Annotated in this window: 25 protein-coding genes and 3 pseudogenes; 1 reads left to right on the top strand and 27 read right to left on the bottom strand. The window is 47.2% G+C overall.

What is annotated here, in order from left to right; translation table 11 throughout:
• Positions 1-21 precede the first annotated feature (21 nt).
• From ACTNBR_RS03060 to ACTNBR_RS03085, 6 genes are read right to left on the bottom strand one after another with little or no spacing between them, the layout of a single operon-like run.
• A complete protein-coding gene (locus ACTNBR_RS03060) occupies positions 22-1830 on the bottom strand; it encodes a CD1108 family mobile element protein (RefSeq protein ID WP_441016289.1) in 1809 nt (602 codons plus the stop codon).
• Positions 1831-1861: 31 nt separating this feature from the next.
• Complete coding sequence (locus tag ACTNBR_RS03065) at positions 1862-4258, bottom strand: VirB4-like conjugal transfer ATPase, CD1110 family (RefSeq protein ID WP_441016292.1); 2397 nt, start codon at positions 4256-4258, stop codon at positions 1862-1864.
• On the bottom strand, positions 4188-4664 hold the full coding sequence (locus ACTNBR_RS03070) for a PrgI family protein (RefSeq protein ID WP_441016295.1): 477 nt from the start codon (positions 4662-4664) through the stop codon (positions 4188-4190). Before ACTNBR_RS03070 ends, ACTNBR_RS03065 begins: the two co-directional genes overlap by 71 nt.
• Before the next feature lie 11 nt (positions 4665-4675).
• Positions 4676-5542 (bottom strand): VirB6/TrbL-like conjugal transfer protein, CD1112 family, encoded by an 867-nt coding sequence (locus ACTNBR_RS03075; RefSeq protein WP_127067690.1) that lies wholly within the window; start codon positions 5540-5542, stop codon positions 4676-4678.
• 58 nt (positions 5543-5600) lie between these two features.
• On the bottom strand, positions 5601-5759 hold the full coding sequence (locus tag ACTNBR_RS03080; protein ID WP_441016298.1) for a Maff2 family mobile element protein: 159 nt from the start codon (positions 5757-5759) through the stop codon (positions 5601-5603).
• Positions 5760-5780: 21 nt separating this feature from the next.
• Positions 5781-7397: a recombinase family protein gene (locus ACTNBR_RS03085; protein ID WP_441016301.1), complete on the bottom strand. Its 1617-nt coding sequence runs from the start codon at positions 7395-7397 to the stop codon at positions 5781-5783.
• A 232-nt stretch (positions 7398-7629) separates the two neighbouring features.
• Here ACTNBR_RS03085 and ACTNBR_RS03090 point away from each other — a divergent pair, with 232 nt between their 5' ends.
• Positions 7630-7785 (top strand): hypothetical protein, encoded by a 156-nt coding sequence (locus ACTNBR_RS03090; protein WP_441016304.1) that lies wholly within the window; start codon positions 7630-7632, stop codon positions 7783-7785.
• Positions 7786-7849: 64 nt separating this feature from the next.
• On the opposite strand, the gene ACTNBR_RS03095 is transcribed toward ACTNBR_RS03090, so the two are convergent.
• From ACTNBR_RS03095 to ACTNBR_RS03195, 21 genes and pseudogenes are all read right to left on the bottom strand, one after another.
• Positions 7850-8044, bottom strand: coding sequence for a transposon-encoded TnpW family protein (locus ACTNBR_RS03095; RefSeq protein WP_441016307.1), 195 nt, complete (start codon positions 8042-8044; stop codon positions 7850-7852).
• A 14-nt stretch (positions 8045-8058) separates the two neighbouring features.
• Complete coding sequence (locus ACTNBR_RS03100; RefSeq protein ID WP_441016310.1) at positions 8059-8901, bottom strand: ATP-binding protein; 843 nt, start codon at positions 8899-8901, stop codon at positions 8059-8061.
• Positions 8898-9656: a phage replisome organizer N-terminal domain-containing protein gene (locus ACTNBR_RS03105; RefSeq protein ID WP_087284433.1), complete on the bottom strand. Its 759-nt coding sequence runs from the start codon at positions 9654-9656 to the stop codon at positions 8898-8900. The genes ACTNBR_RS03100 and ACTNBR_RS03105 overlap by 4 nt, the downstream gene beginning before the upstream one ends.
• A gap of 112 nt (positions 9657-9768) precedes the next feature.
• Positions 9769-10155, bottom strand: coding sequence for a cysteine-rich VLP domain-containing protein (locus ACTNBR_RS03110; protein ID WP_441016313.1), 387 nt, complete (start codon positions 10153-10155; stop codon positions 9769-9771).
• Positions 10145-10792 (bottom strand): annotated as a pseudogene (locus ACTNBR_RS03115) (relaxase/mobilization nuclease domain-containing protein); the annotation flags it as partial. The pseudogene ACTNBR_RS03115 and the gene ACTNBR_RS03110, both read right to left, overlap by 11 nt.
• Before the next feature lie 71 nt (positions 10793-10863).
• Positions 10864-11803: pseudogene (locus ACTNBR_RS03120) on the bottom strand (relaxase/mobilization nuclease domain-containing protein); the annotation flags it as partial.
• Complete coding sequence (locus tag ACTNBR_RS03125) at positions 11775-12173, bottom strand: plasmid mobilization protein (RefSeq protein ID WP_441016316.1); 399 nt, start codon at positions 12171-12173, stop codon at positions 11775-11777. The pseudogene ACTNBR_RS03120 and the gene ACTNBR_RS03125, both read right to left, overlap by 29 nt.
• A 685-nt stretch (positions 12174-12858) precedes the next feature.
• Positions 12859-13056, bottom strand: coding sequence for a helix-turn-helix domain-containing protein (locus tag ACTNBR_RS03130; protein ID WP_249279599.1), 198 nt, complete (start codon positions 13054-13056; stop codon positions 12859-12861).
• Positions 13049-13471, bottom strand: a complete 423-nt coding sequence (locus ACTNBR_RS03135; protein WP_441016322.1) for a sigma-70 family RNA polymerase sigma factor — start codon at positions 13469-13471, stop codon at positions 13049-13051. The genes ACTNBR_RS03130 and ACTNBR_RS03135 overlap by 8 nt, the downstream gene beginning before the upstream one ends.
• 156 nt (positions 13472-13627) lie before the next feature.
• Positions 13628-14734, bottom strand: a complete 1107-nt coding sequence (locus tag ACTNBR_RS03140) for an ABC transporter permease (protein ID WP_441016325.1) — start codon at positions 14732-14734, stop codon at positions 13628-13630.
• Positions 14727-15602, bottom strand: a complete 876-nt coding sequence (locus tag ACTNBR_RS03145) for an ABC transporter ATP-binding protein (protein WP_407879140.1) — start codon at positions 15600-15602, stop codon at positions 14727-14729. The genes ACTNBR_RS03140 and ACTNBR_RS03145 overlap by 8 nt, the downstream gene beginning before the upstream one ends.
• Positions 15587-16357, bottom strand: a complete 771-nt coding sequence (locus tag ACTNBR_RS03150) for a hypothetical protein (RefSeq protein WP_441016328.1) — start codon at positions 16355-16357, stop codon at positions 15587-15589. The genes ACTNBR_RS03145 and ACTNBR_RS03150 overlap by 16 nt, the downstream gene beginning before the upstream one ends.
• A complete protein-coding gene (locus ACTNBR_RS03155; RefSeq protein WP_441016471.1) occupies positions 16354-16902 on the bottom strand; it encodes an RNA polymerase sigma factor in 549 nt (182 codons plus the stop codon). Before ACTNBR_RS03155 ends, ACTNBR_RS03150 begins: the two co-directional genes overlap by 4 nt.
• Before the next feature lie 196 nt (positions 16903-17098).
• Complete coding sequence (locus ACTNBR_RS03160) at positions 17099-17239, bottom strand: Maff2 family mobile element protein (RefSeq protein WP_441016331.1); 141 nt, start codon at positions 17237-17239, stop codon at positions 17099-17101.
• Between the two features lie 186 nt (positions 17240-17425).
• On the bottom strand, positions 17426-19186 hold the full coding sequence (locus tag ACTNBR_RS03165) for a VirD4-like conjugal transfer protein, CD1115 family (RefSeq protein WP_441016334.1): 1761 nt from the start codon (positions 19184-19186) through the stop codon (positions 17426-17428).
• On the bottom strand, positions 19183-19701 hold the full coding sequence (locus ACTNBR_RS03170) for a PcfB family protein (protein WP_441016337.1): 519 nt from the start codon (positions 19699-19701) through the stop codon (positions 19183-19185). The genes ACTNBR_RS03165 and ACTNBR_RS03170 overlap by 4 nt, the downstream gene beginning before the upstream one ends.
• A 44-nt stretch (positions 19702-19745) precedes the next feature.
• On the bottom strand, positions 19746-20093 hold the full coding sequence (locus ACTNBR_RS03175; RefSeq protein ID WP_127067693.1) for a DUF7768 domain-containing protein: 348 nt from the start codon (positions 20091-20093) through the stop codon (positions 19746-19748).
• Positions 20094-20103: 10 nt separating this feature from the next.
• Positions 20104-20511 (bottom strand): hypothetical protein, encoded by a 408-nt coding sequence (locus ACTNBR_RS03180; protein ID WP_441016340.1) that lies wholly within the window; start codon positions 20509-20511, stop codon positions 20104-20106.
• A 20-nt stretch (positions 20512-20531) separates the two neighbouring features.
• Positions 20532-21389, bottom strand: a complete 858-nt coding sequence (locus ACTNBR_RS03185; protein WP_441016343.1) for a DUF6017 domain-containing protein — start codon at positions 21387-21389, stop codon at positions 20532-20534.
• 2 nt (positions 21390-21391) lie between these two features.
• Complete coding sequence (locus ACTNBR_RS03190) at positions 21392-21553, bottom strand: hypothetical protein (RefSeq protein WP_441042667.1); 162 nt, start codon at positions 21551-21553, stop codon at positions 21392-21394.
• Positions 21554-21889: 336 nt separating this feature from the next.
• A pseudogene (locus ACTNBR_RS03195) lies at positions 21890-23257 on the bottom strand (DUF5688 family protein); the annotation flags it as partial.
• Positions 23258-23261: the final 4 nt, after the last annotated feature.

A 23261-nucleotide genomic window follows, 5' to 3' on the forward strand; every position in this document is an offset into this window, starting at 1 on the left:
AAAGGAGCGCTGTAATTATTGTTACTGAATCCTGCCATAGCAGTAGGCGTGAGCCCTCCAGTAAGCCGTGTCATAAGATGCATACTGAATAGGATTTCCACAATGAACCATAATCTTATTTACCGGATCTACCACGATTCCCACATGGGATGCACCGGATGTGTTGTAGGTTCCCTGAAAGAATACCAGGTCACCCGGCTTCACATCGGAAGCAGCCACCCTGGCTGTCGCATTCTTCCATCCGTTGGCCGTAAGTCTTCCATAATTCCATCCGTTTCCGCAGTTGTTTATGACGTAGCTTACAAATCCGGAACAGTCAAAGCTTGTGCTTGGGGAAGAGCCTCCCCATACATAGGGATAACCGAGATACTTTTCCGCTTCATTAAGCATCCTGCCAAACTGCTGGTCTGTCAGATATTCTCCCGGTACCGCATAATTCTCATACTCCTCAGATACTCCCGGATTGGCATACACATTATCCCCAAAGATGTCCGGCTTATTTCCTCTTGTTTCAAGAAGGATCATATACCGCTGCATCTGGTCTTCCGTAAGGTTTAGGGCATTTACTGCCGCGGAAATACCATGATTGGTCAGCACGGTATTGAGAATGTAATAGTCATATTCCACCTCGACCTGATAGGATTCATAAACCTGATAAGGAACCGAAACCGTATAGGTATAAGACTCTAATCTCCCGTTTACCACCCGGTACCCGGTTCTTTCTTCATCCCGGTAGTATGTCACATAATGCCACCTGGTTTCCGTCCTCGTTCTGGTCTCCACCACTTCCGTCATGGTCAGCGTATACTGGTAATCAAAAATGGTCTGCAACATGGACTGCACCTGGGAAGGGGTGTAATTCTCATAAAGCACCGTAAGCAATGCTGCCAGTTCAAACGGATTGTGGGAGATCTCCGCAAGGGAATAATTGTACTCATCATACCCCGGATGGTCTGTTTCGATATTGTCTATGGTTTCCTGCAAATCTGCTTCCAGCCCCACATAATCTGCTTCCACCTGCAGAATATCCGCATCCTCCGCCGTAAAGGAAGTTGCAATTGTGGTAATGTTCACTCCGCCTGCCATCATGGAACAGGATGATAATGCTCCGGAGATTACCAGAACCACAATCAGAACCACCACCGCAATCAAAAGAAGCATAGGATGTTCCTGAAAGAATTCCCTGATCCATTCTGCCAGCCTTCCCATCAGGTCTTCTGCCTTGTCTGTGAATCTCTTGCCGATACTTCCGATGCCGTTTGCCGCCTCTGCAGCCTGTTTCTTTGCGGCAGCTTCCGCAAATTCTCTCTGCATCAGCTTTTTTCTTGCTGCCTTGACCGTAGCAGACATGGTGCTTTCGCCTGCCTCACCCGCTTCTTTTGCTCCCCTGGCACCCTGTACCGCATCCAGATGTTCATTTCTGGCATGAAGCTTCTTACCATAATTGCTTTTCCTGATATCCCGGGCATAACTCCTTGCCTCTGCACTTCCGGCCATTGCCAGACCAATTGCCTGATCCATGGCTTCTGTTCCTACGTTTTCATCCTCGTTTTGGATCCCGGCTTTCCGAATGGATTCTGCCGCAGCCGTCTCCTTGTAGATTCTCTTCCGCCCCTGTTTTCTTATCTTGCGAAGTTTCTTTTCCTCTTCCGGAGTAAGTCTGGTATCCTTTTTCCCATAACGGAGCTTCTTGCGATAGCTCTCACCCGCTGAGGTCTCATTTTTCAGCTTATCTGCATGCTTTTTCTGTGTCGTCTTATTCTCCGGCTCCACCCGCTTGTTTTTGGCGGACTTCTCCACCTTCTCCCTGGTATATTTTTCTTCATTCATGCATATCTAACCTTTCCGAAGAAACAGCCGCTTACGCTGACTGCTCCTTCTTTGCTTCTGTTACCTCTGACAATCTGGTTGTCATGATACGGTAAAGTTCCGTATTTGCAGGGAAGCGGTCCACAAATGGCAGAATAACATTGCCATAGAATAAAAGCCCTTCACCTTCTCCCGAATGTGTTACATACGAAAGCTGGTGAGGGCTGATATTAAGCTGTCTGGCAAGAATCTGTCTGTCACCTACTGCCTGGTTCAGCATATAGATAAAGTCAGAGTTCTCGAAAATGTTCTCCACTTCCTTGGATGCCAGCAAATCCTTGACGTTCTGGGTAATACCGGTGGGTATTCCTCCCCACTTTCTGAAACGCTTCCAGATTTCCACGGTATAGGCAGCCGTCTGTTCCTCACGGAGCAGAAGGTGCATCTCATCCATGTAGTATCTGGTGGATCTGCCCTGGCTTCTGTTCTCGGTTACCCTTCCCCATACCTGATCCTGTACCACAAGCATGCCAATCTTCTTAAGCTGTTTACCTAAATCCTTGATATCATAACATACAAGGCGGTTTGTAAGCTCCACATTGGTTCTGTGGTTAAAGACATTTAAGGAACCGGATACATAGATTTCAAGGGCTGTTGCCACATGCTTTGCTTCCGGCTCATCCTGGTTTAAGAGCGCCTGATACAGATCCCCGAGAATCGGCATATTCTCCGGTCCCGGATTCTCAAAATACTTCTGGTAAATCTGACGGATGCATCTGTCGATGACCGTTTTCTCAACAGGTTTAAGTCCATCCTTATTTCCTACGATCAGCTCACACAGGGACAGAATGAAGTCTGCCTTAAGGGCAATCGGGTTATCATCATCCGAATAGTTCATGTTGATATCCATTGGATTGATATACTGGTCAGAAGTCGGACTGATCTTAATCACCTGTCCTCCAAATCTTGCCACCAGAGGAGAATACTCTGACTCCGGATCGGATATGATGATGTCATCATTCGTAACAAGGAACGCATTGGCGATTTCCCTCTTTGCGCTGAAAGACTTGCCGGAACCCGGTGTACCAAGAATCAGGGCATTGGGGTTTTTAAGCTTCTTTCTGTCTACCATGATCATGTTATTGGAAAGTGCATTCAGACCATAATACAAAGCCTCTTTTCCATTCTGGAATAACTCCTGGGTGGTAAACGGAACAAATATCGCTGTACTGGATGTGGTCATCCCCCTCTGGATCTCAATCAGATTATTGGCAAGCGGCAGCGTACTCATAAGCCCCTGCTCCTGCTGGTAATCCAGTCTGACCAGATTGCAGTTATGCTTCTGTGCAATGGATACTGCCTGAAATACATTGTTTTCAAGCTCCTGCTTTGTCCTTCCCGTATTCATCACAAGAAATGTTAGAAGAAACATTCTCTCATTCTGTGACTGCAGCTCCTTTAACAGTGCCTTGGCATCCTTGCCATAAGTTGCAAGGTCGGATGGAATGATATCCATATCATAACCGGCCCTGACTGCCTTTTTCTGCTCCTCAATCTTGCTTCGGTCAAGCTCCGTGATGGTATGCTTGATGGTCTTGATTGCCTCATTCTGGTCTACCGACTTGATATGCATGGTCACAATCTGGCTGGATTCCATGGAAAGGAAATCTGCAAGCAGCCTGTCACTGATATCCGATGCATCAATGGATAAGAAACTCATGCATCCATACATGTCTCCCATCTGAAAGTATCTTCCGGTTGGAAAAGCAAAACTGCTCGGTGCAATGAAATCCTTTACGGAAAGGCCGGATCCCGCCAGATACTTCCAGTCAAAATGGAATTTTGCGTCATCTCCCATATGAAACTGTCTGTGCATCAGTTCCAGTCTTTCACTTCCGTTTAAGGTCTTTGCCCTTACTCCCAGTCTTTTGAAGTTATTGAGAATATCCGTCTCAATATGAATGAGCCTCGGCTTTGCTGTTTTCATGGATTCTGCATGAATTCCGAAAGTTAAATATTTTGTCTTGGTAAGACCGTTATTTCCTGCCTCCATCTGATGCAGGAGCACTTCTGAATACTCATCTCTCACATCATCAAAGCCGTCATTCTTATGTTCAATGGCAACACTTTTCTCAAAAGCTGAAACATCCGTTGTCGTATTGATAAACGATAATTGAAAATTGATGGAGCTGTCAAAAAAGTTTAGGAAGGAACACCACTCCTCGAAGATCTCTGTCTTATCTTCCTGCTGCGCCAGCTGATAGTTGATATCCTGGAACTGTATTGTCTTTGTATAATAATCAAGCCCTACTCTGCAAATGCCATCCGGAAACATCCGGTCAAAAGGGATACTCTGTTGGGCAGTTCTTGGAATACCATCATTTTTCTGGGCATTTCTTACGATTTTCCTTACAGCTCTCTGCTCGTCCCTTGTTAATCCCTCCGGCATGGTGAACTTTCTTTTTTCCTGATTCTTCTTTTTGCGAATGTCGAACAATGTTTTCTACCTCCTTCTCTGCTTTTGCCTGCCTCATTAGTGCGGCATAATAGTTGTCCGTCATATATGGACGTATCTTCGGTCTCTTGAAGATTGCCTGTATCATGTGACTCAAAATGACCTCCAGCGGCTGACCGTTCTTCTCATACATGGCAAGGAAAAAGAATGGCATCATAATCACCATCATCCCCATAACTGCCGTATTGACTTTCACTACTGTTTTGAGCAAAAAGAAGGACGGTACTCCAATGAGAGCCGCCAGACCAAAACAGATCAGCTGTCTTTTTGTCAGATTGAACATCACCTTGCTTTTTACTTTTGTCAGGTCCCTCGGGACACTGATATAAGATGCTGCCATAATCTTCCTCCTTAATGAGCATGAAGTATGCTCTTTGCTACTGCTCCCGTCTTAAACAGGGTAAAGGCTAACAAAACGGTGAAGCCCATAACCCTCCATAGCGAGCCAATGATATCTGCGTTAAATGCTACCGACTGAATCAGGACTGCGTAGATTCCCACACATACCATGATTAGAAATCCCTGGAATCCAAGTGCAAACAGGCTTCTTACATAATTCTGTCCCATCATGCTCTGCTCCCTGTTTCCAAAGGTCGCAAACGGAATCGGTGCAAGGCTGACCATAAGATAAATCTCCACCATTCGTCCGTTGATGATGACGAAAATGATTGCTGCCAGTATATACATAAGGAACTGCACAACAAACGACTGTAAGAATATCCCAAGCAGTGGTCCCAAATCCATTGCTTCCAGTGTGGTCTGCATTGTCGCAAGGGTGCTTGCATCAATTGCCGTGCTTCCCTGAATAATGCCTCCGGCCCGGCTTACCACGCTCTGCGATACATCAAATACCGCCATCGTGATATCAAAGGTGTGTGTGATCAGCTCTACTGCCACAAAAGTCTTAAAGATCCACTTAAAGATAAACCATGTCTCAAAGCTTGCCAGATTGTTATAACTGATTATCAGCTGTATCAGCTCATAGCAGGCTATGAAGGTCAAAAGAATACCCGCGATCGGCATGATTACCGTTTCTGACAGGTTCCTGACCATATTGAATACCGCCGGCAGAAAACTGCTGGGAGTCTGTCCTACCTCTGTTGCAATCTGCCCCACCTGGTCATTCACAGAGGAAAATGTGTTGGTGAGATTATTCATGATACCTGATACAAGCAGTCCTTTCAGCCAGTCAGTAATCTGCTGAATTATGCTGTTCAATTATTTCCTCCTTTCCTCCGGGACAGGGTTTCTCCCTGCCCCAAAACCAGAATCTGATTTAGAACAAACCGGAAAGCAAAGGTACAAGAGTGGTACCGATAAGGGCAACACCGCCACCGGCCATGAGCTGCTTCATTCCCTGGGACTTTACTGATGTGCGATAAAGAAGTAATAGAAGTGTAAAAAATTTTGCCGTTCCTATCCGGCACTTGCGCATTGTGTCGGATAGGTCGGGCGGTTATTCCGGCAAGTCAATCTTGCCGACAAAGCTGTAATAAATCTCAATGTCCTGTCTGCGGGTGCCGTTCTCGTCATAGCTGCACTCATGCACGACGATTTTCTCAATCATCTCTCGCAAGAGGGTGGGGGTAAGTTCCTCAAAGGCAAGGTACTTTCGGACGATACCCATAAACTTTTCCGCGTTGACGGTGGCGGCCTGCGATTTGTCCAGTTCCTCCTGCAAAGCGGCGGCGCGGTCTTTCAGTTCCCGCTGTTCCTGCTCATAGTCTGCCGACAGTTCCATGAAACGCTCGTCGCTGATTTTGCCGTTCACATTGTCCTCATACAGCCGCTTGATAATGCGGCTCACTTCGGCAATGCGCTCCTGCGCCTGTTCAAGCTGCTTCGTGGCTGCGGCGGTCTTTCTCTTGCCGCCGATCTCGTTCTGCTGGATAAGCAGCTTCACAAACCGGCTCTCATGCTTGGCTGCGTATTCGGTCACTTGCCGGAGATTTGCCAGGACACCAGCGGTCAACAGGTCGGTGCGGATAAAGTGCGCCGTACAGTTCCGGGTGCGTTTCTTGTAGCTGCCGCAAATGTAACAGTCCTGCTTGCGGTCTTTGTTCTGATACCGCTGCTGATACAGCACATGGCCGCAGTCTGCGCAGAACAAAATCCCGGAGAACAGCCCCACTTCATCGTAGCGGTTGGGGCGCTTGCGCTGCTTGCGGAGTTCCTGCACCCGTTCCCATGTTTCACGGTCAATAATCGGCTCATGGTGGTTCTCGAAAATCGCCTGTTTCTCAATGGGGTTCTCTACGCTGTGCTTGGTCTTGTAAGAGGGCTTTTCCGTCTTGAAGTTCACCAGACAGCCGGTGTATTCCCGGTTTTCAAGGATATGCACCACGGTGTTGGTCGCCCATTTGCACTCATAGCCGGGGTGATAACGGCGGGTGCTTCCTGTCCGCTGATATTCCAGCGTCCCCGGCGTGGGGATTTGCTGCTCGGTCAGCATACGGGCAATCTTGGTCGGGCCGTTCCCGGCAAGGCAAAGCTTGTAAATCTGCTGTACCACCGGGGCGGCTTCCTCGTCAATGATGAAGTTTTCGTCCTCGTCCATGAGATAGCCATAAACCGGCTTGCTGGTAACAGGCTTGCCGCTCATGCCTTTTGATTTTTTAACTGCCTTGATTTTCTTGCTCGTATCTCTCACCAGCCATTCGTTGAACAGATTTCGCAGCGGGGTAAAATCGTTGTCCATGCCGCCGTTTGCGCTGTCCACATTGTCGTTGACAGCGATAAACCGCACACCCTTTTGAGGGAACAGCATTTCCGTGTAAAACCCCACTTGCAGGTAATTTCGCCCCAACCTCGACATATCCTTGACGATAACGGTTCCCACTTTCCCGGCTTCAATGTCTGCAAGCATAGACTGAAAGCCCGGCCTTTGGAAATTTGCCCCGGAATAACCGTCGTCGGTGTACCAGCGCAGATTGGTAAAGCCGTTCTGTTTTGCGTAGGCTTCGAGTATCCTTTTCTGGTTCGATATGGAATTGCTCTCGCCTTGCAATTCGTCCTCATGGGACAATCTCGGATAAAGGGCGGTAATTAGGTTTTGGGTGGCTTGTCTTAACATAAAATCCTCCGTTTCCGACAGCCAGCCCCACTATTCCGTAGCTTTATTGTACCACGGAACAGCGGGGGCTGTATAGCGGTAAAAGCGTCAAAACTGCTTCTTTATAGCCTATAAAAAATGACGATTTTTATTTCACGGCTTCTCGTTGTAAATATGGTGGTAGAAAAATTCAAATTCGTATGCTATACTTGTTTTATTACAAAATCTCGGCTTGTTTGAAGGAGTAGCACTTATGAAAAGAAGTGTTTTATTAGCTATTTCTATTGTTATCGCAATCGTTTTACTGATAGCGGCGATATTTACAAAGGATTGGATTTTCTATCTGCTCATTGCCTGTCTTGTGTTTGCAGTATCAATAATTGGAAGCAGAAAAAGAAAGCAGAAATAATCTCAAATCCGGCTATCGTTCCAGCGGTCATGCTCCCCGGCGTGACCGCTTTTCCATGCTCCGCTTAGGCGGTAAAGGGGGATTTGTGTATGGTAGCGGCTTCCGCTTCCAGTACCCGCGCCATTTTATCGGCGGCGGTGGTTGTGGTGTCTTTCTTGAAATAGCCGGACACGACAAGGACGGAGTTGCCCATGCGAATTTCCGTCACGCAGTCGGGGCGGCGGGTGGTGCGGTGGTCGTGCTGCTTGTTATCTGCCATAGGCAATACTCCTTTCAGTCGGTAATCAGTTTCTTCATGCTCTCCATTTTCCGCTGCGCAGCTTCCTGCCGGAAGTTGTCGCCGGTAAAGCGTACCGGGACGCACATGGAAAGCAGCCGGTCATAAATCCGGGAATGGGCGGTGTCCTCCGGGTTTCGCAGGTCGTCCAGCGTGAGGTTGGTCGTGACGATCAGCGGCTTGCCGCTGCGGTAACGGCTGTCAATCACATTGAAAACCTGTTCCAGCCCGTATTCTGTCCCGCGCTCCATGCCGAAGTCGTCAAGGATAAGCAGCGGATAGCGGCAAAGGTGGGAAATGTACTCGTTGCGGTTCTCAAAGCTGGCGGCAAGGTCGTTGAGGATAAGGGCAAAGTTTGTCATGTGGACGGGGATTTCTTTCTCCATTAGGGCGTTTGCGATACAGCCCGCAAGGTAGCTTTTCCCGGTTCCCACGCCGCCCCAGAACAGGCAGCCGATATTGTCGGTTCGCATATCCTCCCAGTGTTCCACATACCGGCGGGCAATCCCGGCCTGCGGGTTCCTGCCGTTGTCGTTCTCAAAAGTCCAGTCCCGCATGGTGGGGTCGGTAAAGCCCCGGCGTTTCAGTTCTTCCACGGTGTCAAGGTGCCTGCGCCGCTTCTCGGCGGCCTCCCGTTCCTCGCGGGCGGCTCTCTGGCAGTCGCACTCTGCCGGGTGGCGGTCACGGCCAAAGATAGCGGCCTTATCCGGCGCAAAATAGGCTTCTTTCGGCTTATGGCACTTGCCGCAGTACAGTAAACCATCCTCGCCGGTGTAGTCCTCCGGCTCCGGGGTGGCAGCCGTCATATTCTCCAAAACAGCGTTGATTTCGTTCTTCATAAACTCTCGCCCTCCTTGCATGAGTAGTCTGGTATGCCCTTTTTCGGGGATTTCCTGGCTGCGTCCTCCTGCGCCCATTTGTAGATTGTGGCGGCATGGCTGCGGTATCGCTTGCCGCTGGACGCGATATGGCAGGATAGCCGGTCAATGTAATAGTTCCATTTGTCGGGCAGGTCTGCTTTCAGCCCGTCCAGTTCTGATTGCGAAAGAAAGACATTTTCATATCGGCCATAGGCGGCGCGGGCAGGCTGTCCCGTATCTAACTCTCGCTCTCTCTCTTTTTCTATCTCTATCTCTTTCTCTATCTCTATCTCTGGTGGACAAATGTCCGCTTGATATGGTGGACATTTGTCCGCCCCGGCCTTTGGCAAGGCTTTCTGCTCCTGCAAAGCCAGCCTTGCCCGCCGTTTCCGCTCCCCCTCGGTAGAGGATTGGCCGATAAGCAGTTCAATGTTGCTCATATACAACGCGCCGTTCTGTAACGGCTCCACAAGCCCCAGCTTCATAAAAATCTGCAAGGCTCGCTCTACGGTGCCAACTTGCTGGCGGGTAATGGTGGCAATCATCTGCGCGGTGTAGGGAATATTTTCATCAAGCTGCAACTTCCCGCCGTTTTTCAGCGATTTCAGGTACAGTTTCAAGAGAATGTTGGAATAGAGGATACCGTCCTGCATACTTTCCAGCAGCACGATAGCATCCTCGTCAAAGTAATTCTCTTTCAGCTTGAGGTAGTAGTATTTTCGGTTGTCTGACATGGTTCCTCCTTTGGGTGGATTTAGGGCGTTTGTACGCATTTAGAACGCCGTTTCCGGGGGAAAAGGATAAATGTATCAAGCCCCCGTTGAGGGCGGGCAAAAAAGCCTTGATTTACAAGGGTTTGACAGCCCCTAAATGCGTAGAAAGGTGGTAGCGTTTGCGCTGTCGCTCGGCTTCTTTGCGGCGGCGTACTCTGGCGGCGCAGTCGGGGCAGTATTTCCCCCGGTTGGATTTGGGGACAAATGCTGCCCCGCAGGCGGCACACCGTTTCCGGCTCCCCCGGTACAAGAGGGCTGCGGCCAGTTCCCCGTCAAGTGGCAGGACAGCCACACGGAACCAGCGGCACATGAGGGAAAGGGAAATGCTCTGGGCGCACACGCAAGGCTCCCCGTCGTCCAACAGCAGGCAGTTTCCCTCGTCGTAGTTACAGCACTCATGCACCAGCCGCCGCGCCCGCCGGTGCTGGCGGTAGTCCATTCTCGGCAGCTTATCGCTCATGGCTCTGCTCCTTTCTGCGGCGGGGTTCCTCCCGGCGCAAAATCTGGTCGATGTTCCGCTTGACCGTCTGCAACTCCGCATACCGCTGCTTCTGTTCGTGGTAGGTGTTATAAAGGCCGGATTTCTTGGAGACAAGCTGCTCGATCTCGTCCTGCAACGCTTTCCGGGCGGGCAGCTTGGTAATGCCATGCGCCTTGAAATACCGGGCGGCTGCGTCGGCTATGATAAAGTCGCTCTCATGCGCCTGCCGGTATGCTTCGCGGGCTTTGGGGGATTTCTGCGCTTTCAGCCCGTCGCGGGCAGGCTTGGTCTTGGCGTAGGCAAGTACCTGTTGCTGCAACTCCTTTTTCCCTTGCAGCTTCGTTTCCAGCGTTTTCAGTTCGCCGCTGGTCTGGCGCATTTCCTGATAGGCGGTATCAACGGCAGCTTCTAACTGCTCCGGGGAAGTGAAGCCGTATTCCTGATACACATTCAGCGTCGCGGCCATCTGTTTGAGGTTGTGCATGGCCGCCCAGCGTTCATAGCCCCGGCCTTTGCCCTCGGCCATTTTCTGCTCAATGTCCACAAGCCGCTGCACACCGTCCTCTTTCGGGGCGGTCTTGGCGGCTCTGTCTGCCCGTAGTTGGTCTTTGATAGACAGGGCTTCGGTCTTTTCTGCGGCTCCGGCGGCATGGGTCTGCGGCTGGGGGACGGAATGAACTGTTACGCCCCTCTGGGCGTTCTGCTCCAAAACGGCAAGGACAGCGGTGCGGTCAAAATCGTCACCCAGCTTGCGGGCAGTAATGGGCTTTGTCCTGTCCGGCGTGAGATAGGATAGCCGCCCCCGGCTCTCCTTGACGGCCACGCCCTCCCGCAGCAGCAGAGAGGAAAAGTCCTCGAATGAGGTCGCCGCAGACAGCGCGGCGCGTATGGTCTGCCGCAGCTTCTCCTTGTTCGTTTCAAACTTGGTCTGCCGGGGCGTGATACCGCCTGCAATCATGGGGGCGTTCTGCTTGTCCAGCGCGGCCTGTCCCTTTTTCTGCGCCCAATACTCCCGGTCTGTGACGCGGTTCTTGCTGCCGTTCAAGAGGTCGATTTGGTAAAGCCCCTCCCGGTGGCACATCTCCATGACTTCGGATTTGAAGTAGCGCAAGGCCGCGTCAGTACAGCGGTGCTTGCAACCGGCTTTCGTGTCGGCTGGCCTGTCCATGTAGGGCAGGAACGGGACTTCCTCTATCCGCAGCGAATTGATAACGATATGCACATGAATATTGCCGCTGTGGTTATGGCCGTCCGGGTGGGTACATACAAGGGCTTGATGGCCGGGGAAATGCTCTTTACAGAATTGCTCTCCTAACGCCTGCGCCCGGTCTACGGTCAGGCCGTTGTCCGGGCCGTCCCGTGGGTCAAAGCTGATGATATAGTGGTGGCTTTTCACATCTTCCCGCCGCTGGTTTTTCTCATAGCGGAGATTTGCCCGCATACAGGCAACGGCAAAATCCTCCCCGCCGCAGTTCAGCGTGGACAGCCGGTAGTCCTCGCGGGGGATAAGCCTGCCGGTTTCATCAAGGACGGGCTTCATGGTAAACTCGTCATGCTCAAACAGCAGGTATTGTTCGGCGGCTCCGTAGTCGGCGTTTTTAGAGTTGATATGCTTGAGTGTTGCCAACTGCGTCACCTACTTTCCTGAGGACTTCATACTTGAGGGCGGCAAGGTCGGCTATGGCGGCGCGTACCTCGCCGGACAGCGCGTTATAGGGTGCGCCGTACTCGTTCAGATACCGGGCAATCTGGTTGAGGTTGCCGCCAATCCTGCCGTACTCGGCTGTGAGTTTCCCGACAGCGGAAAGCAGTTCGTCATTGACCGCTGACACATGGATAATAGGGCGTATGGCGGTGCGCCGTATCGCCTGCCGGAGAAATTCGGACTGGCTGATACCATAGGGCGCAAGCCGCGCTGTGAAGTCGGCGTATTCATCTTCGGACAGCCGGGTTTTCACAACGCGGCTGCGGTGAGGTGTGTTGTATCGCTTCGGCATGGGCTGTAAACCTCCTTTCACTTATCACAAAAAATAGGCTGGTCTGTTAGGTATTTCCGGGGCAGTTCTCGCAAAAAAACGGCCTGCCGGACGGAAATATTTTTGCGGCGCAAGCCGCCATAGCAGGGTTTGGGGAAGGCACTCCCCAACAAGTTTCCCGCGAGGGGCAAAACCGCAGAATTGCGGATTTTGGCACCGTGGTAGAAACTTGCTCTAAGACTGCCGCAGACTGCCCCTGTCGGGTTTTTCCGTACATAGAACGGACAGAACAGGGCTTGCGGCCCGCTGTGGGCGGTCTTTTTTCCTTTCCGCTAAAGATACATTTCAAAGGCCGCCAGCTACCCGCTGGTCGTGGATTTTTCAAAATTTCTTTTGCTTCTGTAATCCGGGCAACAGGGTTTTGGCAACTGGCGGGGCAGAGAATTTTCCCTTTCACTCCCTACACCACCGCGTTTTGAAATTTGCCAAACAAAACGGCTTATTTTCTCTTTGCTTCTTACTACGGACAAAAATCAAAAATGCCAAACGCCGGGGCAGAAAAATTTCCCCTTCACTTACTACTACAATCCGAACAGGGCAAAATGGCCGGGAATGCAGCCGGACAACAAAAAAAGCAGCAAATCTTTTTCAGACTTACTGCTTTCACTGGCCGCGCCGGTGGGCGGCTGATATTCTGTTTTAGGGCTTATCGGTCAAAGCGAAACTTGAATAGCGCGGCAATTAGCTTCTGCTTCACATATTCCTCAACCTCGGCGTTGACCTGCCCGTGTACTTTGGAAAAGTAGCGGATATATCCGGCATAGTGGGAAAGAACGGTGTCGATTGCGTCCGGGTCGCCCTCATGGGCTTTGACGATTGTTTCATAGGAGAGAAGTTTACTCATAGTCTTTTCCCTCCATAAGCCGCCGTAGCCGCTGCAAGGCAAGCTGGATATGCCGCCCCGCTGTGCTGCGTGTCCGGCCGATATGTACGCCGATCACTCGCTGCGGCTGGCGCAGGAAATAGTAACGGAAGATTTCTTCCTGTGTCTGCTCCGGCAAAAGGGCAAGGGCGGCGGCAAGTTCCGCATGGTACAGAACGGCGGTCTGGCCGCAGGCAGTAAAAAGATATTCTTCAAACTGCTCCGGCTCGGCAAACTGGACAAACTTCTCATTCATCAGGTAGTCAAGGGAAACTTCCCGTTCCCACCTCCGGCGCAGCTTCAAGATTTTATCTATGGCTGCATGGCGAATAACAATCTTGCAAAAGGCGTTAAAGGTGTACTGGATATGCACCTTGTAGGCTTCATCTTCGGTCATGGAAATTCCCCCTCTCTGATAATAGTGCGGGGCGGCAGCACTCCTTGCTGTCGCCCCTTGATTGCCTACCAGCAAAGGCGGGCGGGGCTGTCAACGGCGGCGCGCCGTTCATCTTGACCGTTGACTGGCTCGGCTGGCTTTGCTCTCAGTATATACTTATCCCATAACTTGATGTTTCTTTGTCGTATTCCTTATCAAAAAATAGAACAAGCATATAAGACATAGGTTAAACAAAAACATAATAACTGGTTGCTGAATACCCATATATGTTTTTACAGAAGTAAATACGCCATTCATGTGAAGCATAAAAATCGGACAAACTTCTTGTAACTTTTGCAGTAACGGTACACTCTCGGAAAAATCGAATAGAACCGGCAAAAAACATACCACACATGAAGCAATGAGAGCCGTAACCGGAGCATTCAATTTTGCACTAATAAATAGCGTAATGATTGTCATTGCAATAAGTCCTAATATATTTAATGCTACTGAAATTAAGAACATTTGCAAAAAAGTCAAATCATAGGTAGAGGACGCATAATGTAATGAGGATTGAATATTTACATTCCACCCTTGTACTCCGTATATTCCCATATATAGAGCAGCATTAAGCAGCATAAAAACAATGTACATACCTATGACAGTTTCTAAAGAAGCTATGATTTTTGCTGTCACTAGTTTTGTTTTTCCGTAGCGTGCCGCATAAATCACGCTATCTGTATGGCAGGAATATTCTTCTGAAAAAACCGGAGATAAAGTAATTACAACAAGCAGACATAAAAGTATAGCTAAAACATTCCCCATACTGGACAGCATTTTATCCCACCCGTCACAATATCCTAAAATAATAGATTCATGATTAGGATAGGCTTCTTCAATAGATTTCATTTCTCCGTCTGGCTCTGTCATGTATTCCAAAATAGCTGCCTGATCCCTATAAACATGAAGCGCAGAAAAAGCCGAATTTTCATCCTTTGTAGCGGTAGCTGTTTGTGCTTCTGTTATTCTTTGCTCCATAAGTGTCAATAAATCCGGGGTTAATTTGCCTGCAAACATATTTGCGGTTTCTTTTCTTTGTTCAATCGCAGCAAATCCACTTACAGTGTCCATTTTCCCGGTATCGTAGTTATAGAATACAGAGGTATAACCAAACTGGAATAGGAAAAAATAAGCTACGATAAGGATAATTCCCATAACAAAAAAAATTTTAGTCGGTTTTTTTGAAATTATCTTGCCCCGCTCTGCTTTAATCATATCATTCATTATCAGACACCTCCGCAAAGTAGTATAAATATAAATCCTCTAGTGTCGGCTCTACATTCCGCGCAGTTTTGCAAGGTGCCACTTCTGATATAATTCTTAAACGCTCTGCTCCTGCACTATGTTTTAGATTTGCCACAACATAGTTTTTTTCTAAGCTATCGACTTCCTGCCGGGTTACGTCACATTCCCATACAAACGATTGAATTGGCTGCAAAATTGTTTCCGCTGAACCTTGATGCAACAATTCTCCATTTTTCATAATCAATATTTCTTTTGCAATGTACTCAACATCGGAGACAATATGCGTTGATAAAATTACAATACGGTTTTCGGCCAACGTACTAATCAGATTACGAAATCTGACACGTTCCTTTGGGTCAAGTCCTGCTGTTGGCTCGTCTAAAATTAAGATTTTAGGATTGTTCAAAAGTGCTTGCGCAATCCCCAGCCGTTGTTTCATCCCGCCGGAAAAAGTTTTGATTTTTACATTCTTTTGTTCCGATAATCCAACTTTTTCCAATAGCTCCAAAGAACGTTTATGAGCTTTTTGGTGCGGAAGTCCTTTAATTGCTGCAATATACATCAAAAATTTATACGCCGTAAAGTTTGGATAGTACCCAAAATGCTGTGGTAAATATCCTAAAATATTGCGATACTGTTCTCCTAAATCGTGAATGTTTTTTCCATTGAGCATAATAGCCCCTTTGGTTTCTGTTTGAACATCACATATCATGCGCATAAGAGTGGTTTTTCCTGCACCATTCGCACCTAATAAGCCATACACTCCATTCGTCAAAGTTGCGTTGAAACACCGTACCGCTTTCTTTTTTCCATACTCTTTAGAAAGATTCTTTATTGTAAGTTCCATGCTGATTCTCCTATCATTTTTTCATGCTTCAAATAGTTCCGTACCGTTTTCCCTAATAGGGCAAGTGAAAAGAAATAAAAGGCAGCCCAGCCCCATAGCATTGATGTTTCAAAAAGAACATCCTGTTTCAAAATAATTGAAAATATGACTGCTATACAAATCATACATACAAATAAATGGTAGGAAATTTGCCCCTTTTCATTTTTCATAATTGTCAAGAGATAGCAGGTACAGGAAACATTAAATGGAACCATACCATACAAAATTACTTCGATTATGGATTGTTGGTAATACAAACTTGTTATTACTAAAACAAATGTTATCAAAAACAAATCGGCTAAACCAATGATTAACATACGACAAGCAGTAATCTTCACCAACTGGCAGCGGCTGGATTGTTCTATTTCCCACATATCGTATATGTTACTTTTAGAAACCTCCCGAACTCCCACTAACACGATTAACGGAATAATGACCACAAGTGCTATCAAAGGATATTGAAAGGAAACATTCCAATGCCCGAAAAGACAAACCAGTAGAATAGCTATGGCAAACAATGCTATTTGAACAAGCCAAAAAGAGAGAGGAAGATACTGTAATTGACTTAGTAAAACACTCTGCAAAGAATCATTGTTAAATTCAGCACAGTCCATGTACTTTTTCCCGGCCGAAATCAATTCATTCATTTTGTTTTCGGGTATAGCAGGTGTATCATAAAGCTGTAGCCATTCTTGAATATCATTATTTTTTTTCATACATTATCGCCTCCTTTGAAATCATTAAGGTATCGCTCTATTTTTTGCAATCCCTGTCTTAGCCTTGATTTTACGGTGGGAATATTTGACTTTGTGATTTTTGCAATCTCCCGTATTTTCAAGTTGTGGTAAAAGCGCAAAATGATAACTTCTTTCTGATAATCTGGCAATGAAAGGAGTGCTTTACGGACTTCTGCTGTGTTTTCATTTTCTATCATTCTTTCTAAAGCACTTCTTGTATCATCTGTAATATCCAAAGTGTTTAAGTCTGTGTATATGGGCTTCGCCTTTTTGAAATAGTTATTACAGGTATTTGCGGCGATAGTTAGTAAGTAATTTTGAAACTTTCCCAACATACGGACAGCATGAATATTTTCTAACAATTTCAAAAATACGTCTTGTGTAATATCTGCTGCGGTGTCTGTATCTCCATTTAATCTGCGGTAACAAAACTGATAGATTAGTCCGTAATATTTACGGACTAATACGTCAAATGCTTCCGTATCGCCCGCTTGGATTTTTTTAATCAGTACAAAATCTTCGATGTTGTGTCACCGCCTTCCCTGTATAAAACGTCTTACACTATATAATAACAACTGATTATGCAAAAGGATTTAAGATTGGAGAAATTTTTTTCAAAACTTCAATTCTTATCGCCAATGCAATAGAATACAAATCCAGAATGGCGCTTTTGGGGTACGGAATGGTAGGCTGCTGTCTATCAAATTCTTGTGTGTTACTTTATGGCACATGAGCATTTGCGCCCGGGTTATCGTTACCGTATCCTTCCATAAGGTTGATTGCACCCCAGATTCCAAGACCTGCTCCAAGTGCGATTACAAGTGTCTGTAATGTTCCTACTGCGCTCTGAAAAAATGCCATGTTTCAGTTCCTCCAAAATATTTTTTTCGTGATATATTCATTCCTTTGCCCCGACCAGGGAGGCAGTTTACAGTTACGTGCCGGATCCCCTGCAGTGGCATCCGGCTATGCGCGCATATCGCCCGTTTCCAGGCATAATAAAAAGCCCCTATCTTCCGGCCTTTATCGCCGGATGGTAAGAGCTGATTACTCTGTTAAGTCGATGACTTCGTATTCATCATCTGCTTTCAGTTTCAGTGTGTGGCTTAAGAATTTCACCACATCAAAATAGTTCTTCTTGTCATAATCTGCCGTCAGCCTGTAATTCGGGTGCTGCGTCAGATCATATTTGTCGGACAGAAATGGCCTTACACCACGGACCTGCACGATACATTTCGAGCCATCCATGACTGCCAGTTCATCCATTGTCATCAAATCCTTGCCAAGCTTCTGATAATTCATGCTGTAGCTTTCCTGGGAACCCTTCGACTGTCCGGTATTGTACATATCGATGGTCTCTTTTCCAAGAATTGCATTCAGGTCTTTTAAGGTCGTCTGCTCGGTACCGCCAAGGAAAATCTGGGAATCCATATTGCCGATGATGGTATCTGCATTATCCTTATAGATTGCCTTAAGCTGTGACTTTGCCTGCAATACCAGGCATGCCGATATTTCCCTGCTTCGGATGGTTGCCACCAGCTTTTCCAGATTCGGAATCTGTCCGATATTGGCCGCCTCATCGATCAGGCACCTCACATGTACCGGCAATCTTCCCCCATACACATCATCTGCTTTCTCACAAAGAAGATTGAACATCTGCGTATAGATCATGGAAATCAGGAAATTGAAGGTGCCATCCGTATCTGACATAATCAGAAACAGGGCTGTCTTCTCATCTCCCAGAGTGTCCAGCTCCAGTTCATCGTAAGCTGTCAGATCCCTGAGCTCCTTGATATCAAAGGGTGCCAGTCTTGCACCACAGGAAACCAGAATGGACTTGGCTGTTTTTCCGGCAGCCAGCTTATACTTTGCATACTGCCTTACAGCGAAATGGTCCGGGTTCTGCTCTGCCAATTCCTCAAACATCAGATCCACCGGATTTTTGAACTCTTCATCATCCTCCCGGACTTCCATTGCATTGATCATTTCAAGCAAGGTAGAAAAGTTCTGCTCCTCCTCCGGCGCCTCATAATGGATATACCCAATCAATGCGGTGTAAAGCAGTGTCTCCGCTTTCAGCCAGAAATCATCTCCACCTTTGCTCTCCCCTTTTGTATTGGCAATCAGTGTTGTTACCAGTTTCAGAATATCCTTCTCAGAATGGAGATAGGCAAATGGATTATAATGCATTGATTTTGTAAAATTGATGGTATTAAACACCTTCATCCGGTACCCGTTCTTATACAGGGCATTTCCTACTTCATTGACCAGACCACCCTTTGGATCAGTCACCACGTAGGATGAATGCATCTGCAAAAGATTTGGCTTGATAAAAAACCTCGTCTTACCGGAACCTGAACCACCAACCACCAGAACATTCTTATTTCTGGCGTATTTCGGAATTTTCGGTCTGCTGCTCATGGTGATCCGCTCTGTCTGGGACAGAATTACATTGTTTGCAAACACCGGATCCTCAAAAGGCTCGATATCTGCATGCTTTCCCCATCTGGCAGAGCCATACTCCTCATTATGCCGGAACTTTTTTGCGTTTTTCCCTTTCAGATACACTGCCAGCCTGAGCGCTGCACCACAGGCGATGCCTACCAGCAGGTCTGTTGGATATAAACTTGGCAACGGATTGGAAAATGCCTTTGCAATCAGTCCATCAAGTACAATGCTCTGTACTTTCTCAGACGCATTGGCACCCACCGCCAGTCGCCACATCTCTCCCAGATTGGTAGCAGCCAGTCCCAGAACAATATAGGGAATGTTCAGGATCAGCTGCTTTTTTATCTGTTTCATATTCATCGCACCTTCTCCTTCTTTTTCTCTGCCACTTTCCTTGGAATCGCTGCCACAATCTCCTTGAATTTCTTCAGTTTCTCAAGAACACTTGGGCGCTCCTTTGACCCCTTCTTCACCTGCTTGTCTGCATAATCCTGCAAGATTTTTGTAATCACATCCATATCCTTTGCTTTGAAGAATATGGTATATACCGGAGGATCCGCTTTCTTGTCCTTTACGACTGCGAAATCAACACCATACTTTTTGGCGATTTTCTGAAAATCCTTAAGCCCTTCATCGGCAAGCGGAATGGACGAGACTCCCTGGCCCTGACGAACCAGAGTCTTGATTGACTGCTTTCCTTTTGTCGGATGGATTTTTTCACCCACTGCCTTCCCGACTGCCTTTGTTGGCTTTCCAACCACTGTACTTAATGCTTTCATAAACAATTTCAGCGTAGGTTTGGATACTCTGACTGCAATGCGGATGGACTTGTCCGCAGTCTCCTTGCTTACTTCTTCATGTACCAGCTTTCTCACTTCCTTCCATCAAAAAAACAGCCCGAAGGCTGTCTTCCACGAATCTACTCTTCTTTTCTGCTCTTATCCACACCAAGGACTCCCCTCATGGTGGATGATGCCACGTGAAAGCGATTTGCAATCGCAATATCCGTAAGCACCGTTTCATTTACAGCGGCTCCACAAACCACAAGAATCCTGGAACGTCTCAGCATATCCTCTGACATATCCAGATAATCCTTATATTCATCCGCATTGCTTACATCAATTACCTCCGGCAATGACAATAGCGGACAGATCGGTGTGTAGCCTGCTTCATACAGTTTCCTGCAATATCTCTTTGCTGATCTTTTGGCTTTGGTTCGGTCCGCACTCCATGCAGATGTAACATAAGCCCATGGTTTGTTATTCATATAATTCCTCCTATCCCAGCCGGTAGCTTTGGATCCGGTACTGCCCGAGTGCAAGTGTACAGATTCTGCTTCTAAGCTCTGACATGACTGCACTAATATCGCTCTCGTTAAGCCCCTGTAATCCATAATCCGATTTCATCACAAGATATCCGGCCGGCACATATGCCTCTCCGTCAATGAGCAGCTTCTTTCTTGCATCATAGACAAAAATGTAATCCGTCTTCCCTATCATCTCGGAAGCACTGTTCTTTCCAAACCCGTCCAGAATTGCCATTGCATCTTCCATCCCGATGAAATTCACCTGCTGCGATGCATCCACATAGATTGCCGACTGCTCCGGTGCCAGAATACTGACAATCTCTTCCAGATTTGCCGCTATCTTTTCCAAACGGCCCAAAATAAATTCTGTATCATTCAATTTAACCAATCCCTCCTGGTCTATATTTTTCCTGTGGCCATATCATGATTAACTTCCGCACGATAATAGCCGTCCATTGTAGCCGGTGCGTTATACAATGCAGCCAGCAGATACTGCTTAATACTGCGGACTTTCGTGGTATTCTCCCGGACACAGTCCATCACATACTCAATATGTCCCATGTTTAACTTCATGAATCTTCCCTTTACCACATTTGCCGGTTTGTCATCTCCGGCTATCCGGATCATCTTTCTCCTGGAACACAAAATGTCCAGCATAAGCTCCAGGATGCCTTCAATCATATCGGAATCATAAGGATACCGGCTCTTTAAGACAGATATTTCCAGTTGTTCCCTAAGGTAAGCTTCATATCCCATCCGTTCCTCATCCCCGGATAGGATAGGATAAGTATCACTATATTCAGTATTATTGTAATTAGTATTATTAGGCTGTAGATTATACAGGTCCTGACCTGTAACTTTTACAGTACCAGACCTGTAATCTTTACAGGCCTTGACCTGTAAATTCTGCTGGTCTAAGAAATTCTTCACATAGATCAGTGCCGGCTTTCCCAGTCCCTGCTTAATGCGCTCTATCAGCCCAAACTCTTCCAACTCTGAAAGATATTTGATTGCTGTTTTTTCGGAACAGTTCATAGCTTCCCGGATGGAAGTCAGGGTGAAAATGATATATACCCGCCCTTCCTCATCAATCCAGCCATTATCCCTGGAAAGCGATACTCGGTCTAATAGCAGTCCATACAATACCTTTCCTTCCGTGGATATTCCCTGAAACCTTGCATCAGTAAAAAGAACCTTCGGTATCCGGTAAAAAGCAAACTGCTGGGACTGATCTTCATAAAAGTAATCAAATCCCATGGCTATCCCTTTCTTTTGCTTCGCATCTCTTCCATCAGCTTTTTGTAACACGGAAAACAAAATGCTTTATCATACCCATAAGGACATTCCTCTTTACAGTTCTGTGGATGGCTGATCGGTGGCTTCGCCCCTGTTCTGTTTTTCTCAATATATGCTCCTGACATTGTATTACCTTGCCTTTCCATCAAAAAAGTGCCAGACCTATGGCAATCGCCATAAGCTGACACCTTATGATTGTTTTAGAGGGCTTCCCCGCCCTTAGCCTTTGCTGCCTTTTCTGCCGCATCCTTTACGGGAGGCTTTGCTGCAACTTCCTTCTGCTTATCCTTCAGATCCTTTAATACGGAACCGTGCTCCTCCGATTTCTCATCGATCTGGGCCTCGGCTTTTTCCTGTTGTCTTGCTTCAAATTTCTCCGCAAGTTCAAAGATATGCTCCTTGGAATCATAATGGTACACGTTGTCAGTAAGCTTTTCCTCAGGACTTACCTGGGTAGCATTGACTTCCCTTACCATATCTCTCAGATCATCTGCTGCCTTGTCTCCGTTATCAGGTACCAACAGAATTTCATGGATCGATGAGGGGAGAATATAGAAGTCTCCACCAAGCTTCTCAGCAGCCTGATCCATAAAATCCTGATAAGCAAGCACCCCCGCCCCAGAGTTCTTATCCGGAACCGTTGCAACATACATCATTTCCTCCTGCTCCTCAGGAAGACCAAACATCTCAAATGCTTCCGGTCCCATCATCTCTCTCATGACCTCGCTCATACCCTGGATAACCGCCGGTCTGATCTCCGGTGCGTTCTCCAACGCATCCGCTTTCAGCTGCTCATGGGTTACTCCCATGTGATCGATCATGTCATTGGTTACCAGAATGGATGCCCTTCCGGTATCATTGCTCTCAAGCACAAAACGATATACAACCGCCATGTCCTCCATGCTTTCATGAGGAATCTTTGTAAGCAGCTCTGCATTTGTTTCCGCAGAAATCACTTCAATGGAGAGCTTGCGGACACTGGTTTTGGTCTTAGGTGTTTTGAGAACCAATGCGGTATGCGTACTGGCAAAGGTCGGCGGGAACTTGAACATAATGTCCTTTCCGTTCAGATCTGCCATCGCTTCACGATTTACTCTCTGCAACTCCTTTTCAACGAAGATGCTTGCCTGACCAAGTTCGATACTCGCAGGAGAAATATCTACACAGTCCCAGGTCAGCCCCAGAAGCTCACCCATTCGCAGAGAACAGGAGAAAGCAAGGTTGATTGCCAGACGGAGAATATCATCGTCGCAGGCTTCCAGAGCCTTCAGAAGAACTTCCGCTGTCCAGATGTCTCTGGTCTTATGTTCTTCTTTCGGCAGCGTAGCGTGTTCTACGGGGTTTCTGGTCATCAATTCCCACTTCACTGCCTGATTGAACGCATTACGCAGAACCTTGTGAATCTCTCTGACCGTATGCGGTGTTAGATACTCATTACGAGCTTTCACATACTTCGTAGACACAGCTTTTACAGTAAGCAAATCTCTGTAATACTTGTCCATAATTCTCGGAGAAACATCCTCCAGTTTCATATCACCGATAAGCGGACGAATATAATTGGCAATCAGGCTCTTTCTGCTTTCATAAGTAGACATCGCCCAGGTGTTCACGCCGTAGATAGACATATATTCTTCCAGAAGATCGTTTACGGTCTTGGCAGAGGGTGGAATAAAGGTTCCCGACTCCTGCTCATATTCGACCTGCAACTTTCTTTTCTTTGCTTCAGCATTGGTGTCAAAGGTTTCCCATTTCTGACGCTTATTGCCGTTCTCATCGGTGTATGTATAGACCACAGAATACTTCTTTTTTCTCTTAACGATGGATGCCATGTAA

This window comes from Bariatricus sp. HCP28S3_F11 (assembly GCF_052065395.1).
Taxonomy (GTDB): Bacteria; Bacillota; Clostridia; order Lachnospirales; family Lachnospiraceae; genus Allocoprococcus.

What these genes read in the sequence shown, in the direction of transcription:
- ACTNBR_RS03060 (WP_441016289.1), bottom strand. Translation starts at nt 1,830, where the DNA reads ATGAATGAAGAAAAATATACCAGGGAGAAGGTGGAGAAGTCCGCCAAA.
- ACTNBR_RS03065 (WP_441016292.1), bottom strand. Translation starts at nt 4,258, where the DNA reads ATGCCGGAGGGATTAACAAGGGACGAGCAGAGAGCTGTAAGGAAAATC.
- ACTNBR_RS03070 (WP_441016295.1), bottom strand. Translation starts at nt 4,664, where the DNA reads ATGGCAGCATCTTATATCAGTGTCCCGAGGGACCTGACAAAAGTAAAA.
- ACTNBR_RS03080 (WP_441016298.1), bottom strand. Translation starts at nt 5,759, where the DNA reads ATGCGCAAGTGCCGGATAGGAACGGCAAAATTTTTTACACTTCTATTA.
- ACTNBR_RS03085 (WP_441016301.1), bottom strand. Translation starts at nt 7,397, where the DNA reads ATGTTAAGACAAGCCACCCAAAACCTAATTACCGCCCTTTATCCGAGA.
- ACTNBR_RS03090 (WP_441016304.1), top strand. Translation starts at nt 7,630, where the DNA reads ATGAAAAGAAGTGTTTTATTAGCTATTTCTATTGTTATCGCAATCGTT.
- ACTNBR_RS03095 (WP_441016307.1), bottom strand. Translation starts at nt 8,044, where the DNA reads ATGGCAGATAACAAGCAGCACGACCACCGCACCACCCGCCGCCCCGAC.
- ACTNBR_RS03100 (WP_441016310.1), bottom strand. Translation starts at nt 8,901, where the DNA reads ATGAAGAACGAAATCAACGCTGTTTTGGAGAATATGACGGCTGCCACC.
- ACTNBR_RS03105 (WP_087284433.1), bottom strand. Translation starts at nt 9,656, where the DNA reads ATGTCAGACAACCGAAAATACTACTACCTCAAGCTGAAAGAGAATTAC.
- ACTNBR_RS03110 (WP_441016313.1), bottom strand. Translation starts at nt 10,155, where the DNA reads ATGAGCGATAAGCTGCCGAGAATGGACTACCGCCAGCACCGGCGGGCG.
- ACTNBR_RS03125 (WP_441016316.1), bottom strand. Translation starts at nt 12,173, where the DNA reads ATGCCGAAGCGATACAACACACCTCACCGCAGCCGCGTTGTGAAAACC.
- ACTNBR_RS03130 (WP_249279599.1), bottom strand. Translation starts at nt 13,056, where the DNA reads ATGAGTAAACTTCTCTCCTATGAAACAATCGTCAAAGCCCATGAGGGC.
- ACTNBR_RS03135 (WP_441016322.1), bottom strand. Translation starts at nt 13,471, where the DNA reads ATGACCGAAGATGAAGCCTACAAGGTGCATATCCAGTACACCTTTAAC.
- ACTNBR_RS03140 (WP_441016325.1), bottom strand. Translation starts at nt 14,734, where the DNA reads ATGAATGATATGATTAAAGCAGAGCGGGGCAAGATAATTTCAAAAAAA.
- ACTNBR_RS03145 (WP_407879140.1), bottom strand. Translation starts at nt 15,602, where the DNA reads ATGGAACTTACAATAAAGAATCTTTCTAAAGAGTATGGAAAAAAGAAA.
- ACTNBR_RS03150 (WP_441016328.1), bottom strand. Translation starts at nt 16,357, where the DNA reads ATGAAAAAAAATAATGATATTCAAGAATGGCTACAGCTTTATGATACA.
- ACTNBR_RS03160 (WP_441016331.1), bottom strand. Translation starts at nt 17,239, where the DNA reads ATGGCATTTTTTCAGAGCGCAGTAGGAACATTACAGACACTTGTAATC.
- ACTNBR_RS03165 (WP_441016334.1), bottom strand. Translation starts at nt 19,186, where the DNA reads ATGAATATGAAACAGATAAAAAAGCAGCTGATCCTGAACATTCCCTAT.
- ACTNBR_RS03175 (WP_127067693.1), bottom strand. Translation starts at nt 20,093, where the DNA reads ATGAATAACAAACCATGGGCTTATGTTACATCTGCATGGAGTGCGGAC.
- ACTNBR_RS03185 (WP_441016343.1), bottom strand. Translation starts at nt 21,389, where the DNA reads ATGGGATTTGATTACTTTTATGAAGATCAGTCCCAGCAGTTTGCTTTT.
- ACTNBR_RS03190 (WP_441042667.1), bottom strand. Translation starts at nt 21,553, where the DNA reads ATGTCAGGAGCATATATTGAGAAAAACAGAACAGGGGCGAAGCCACCG.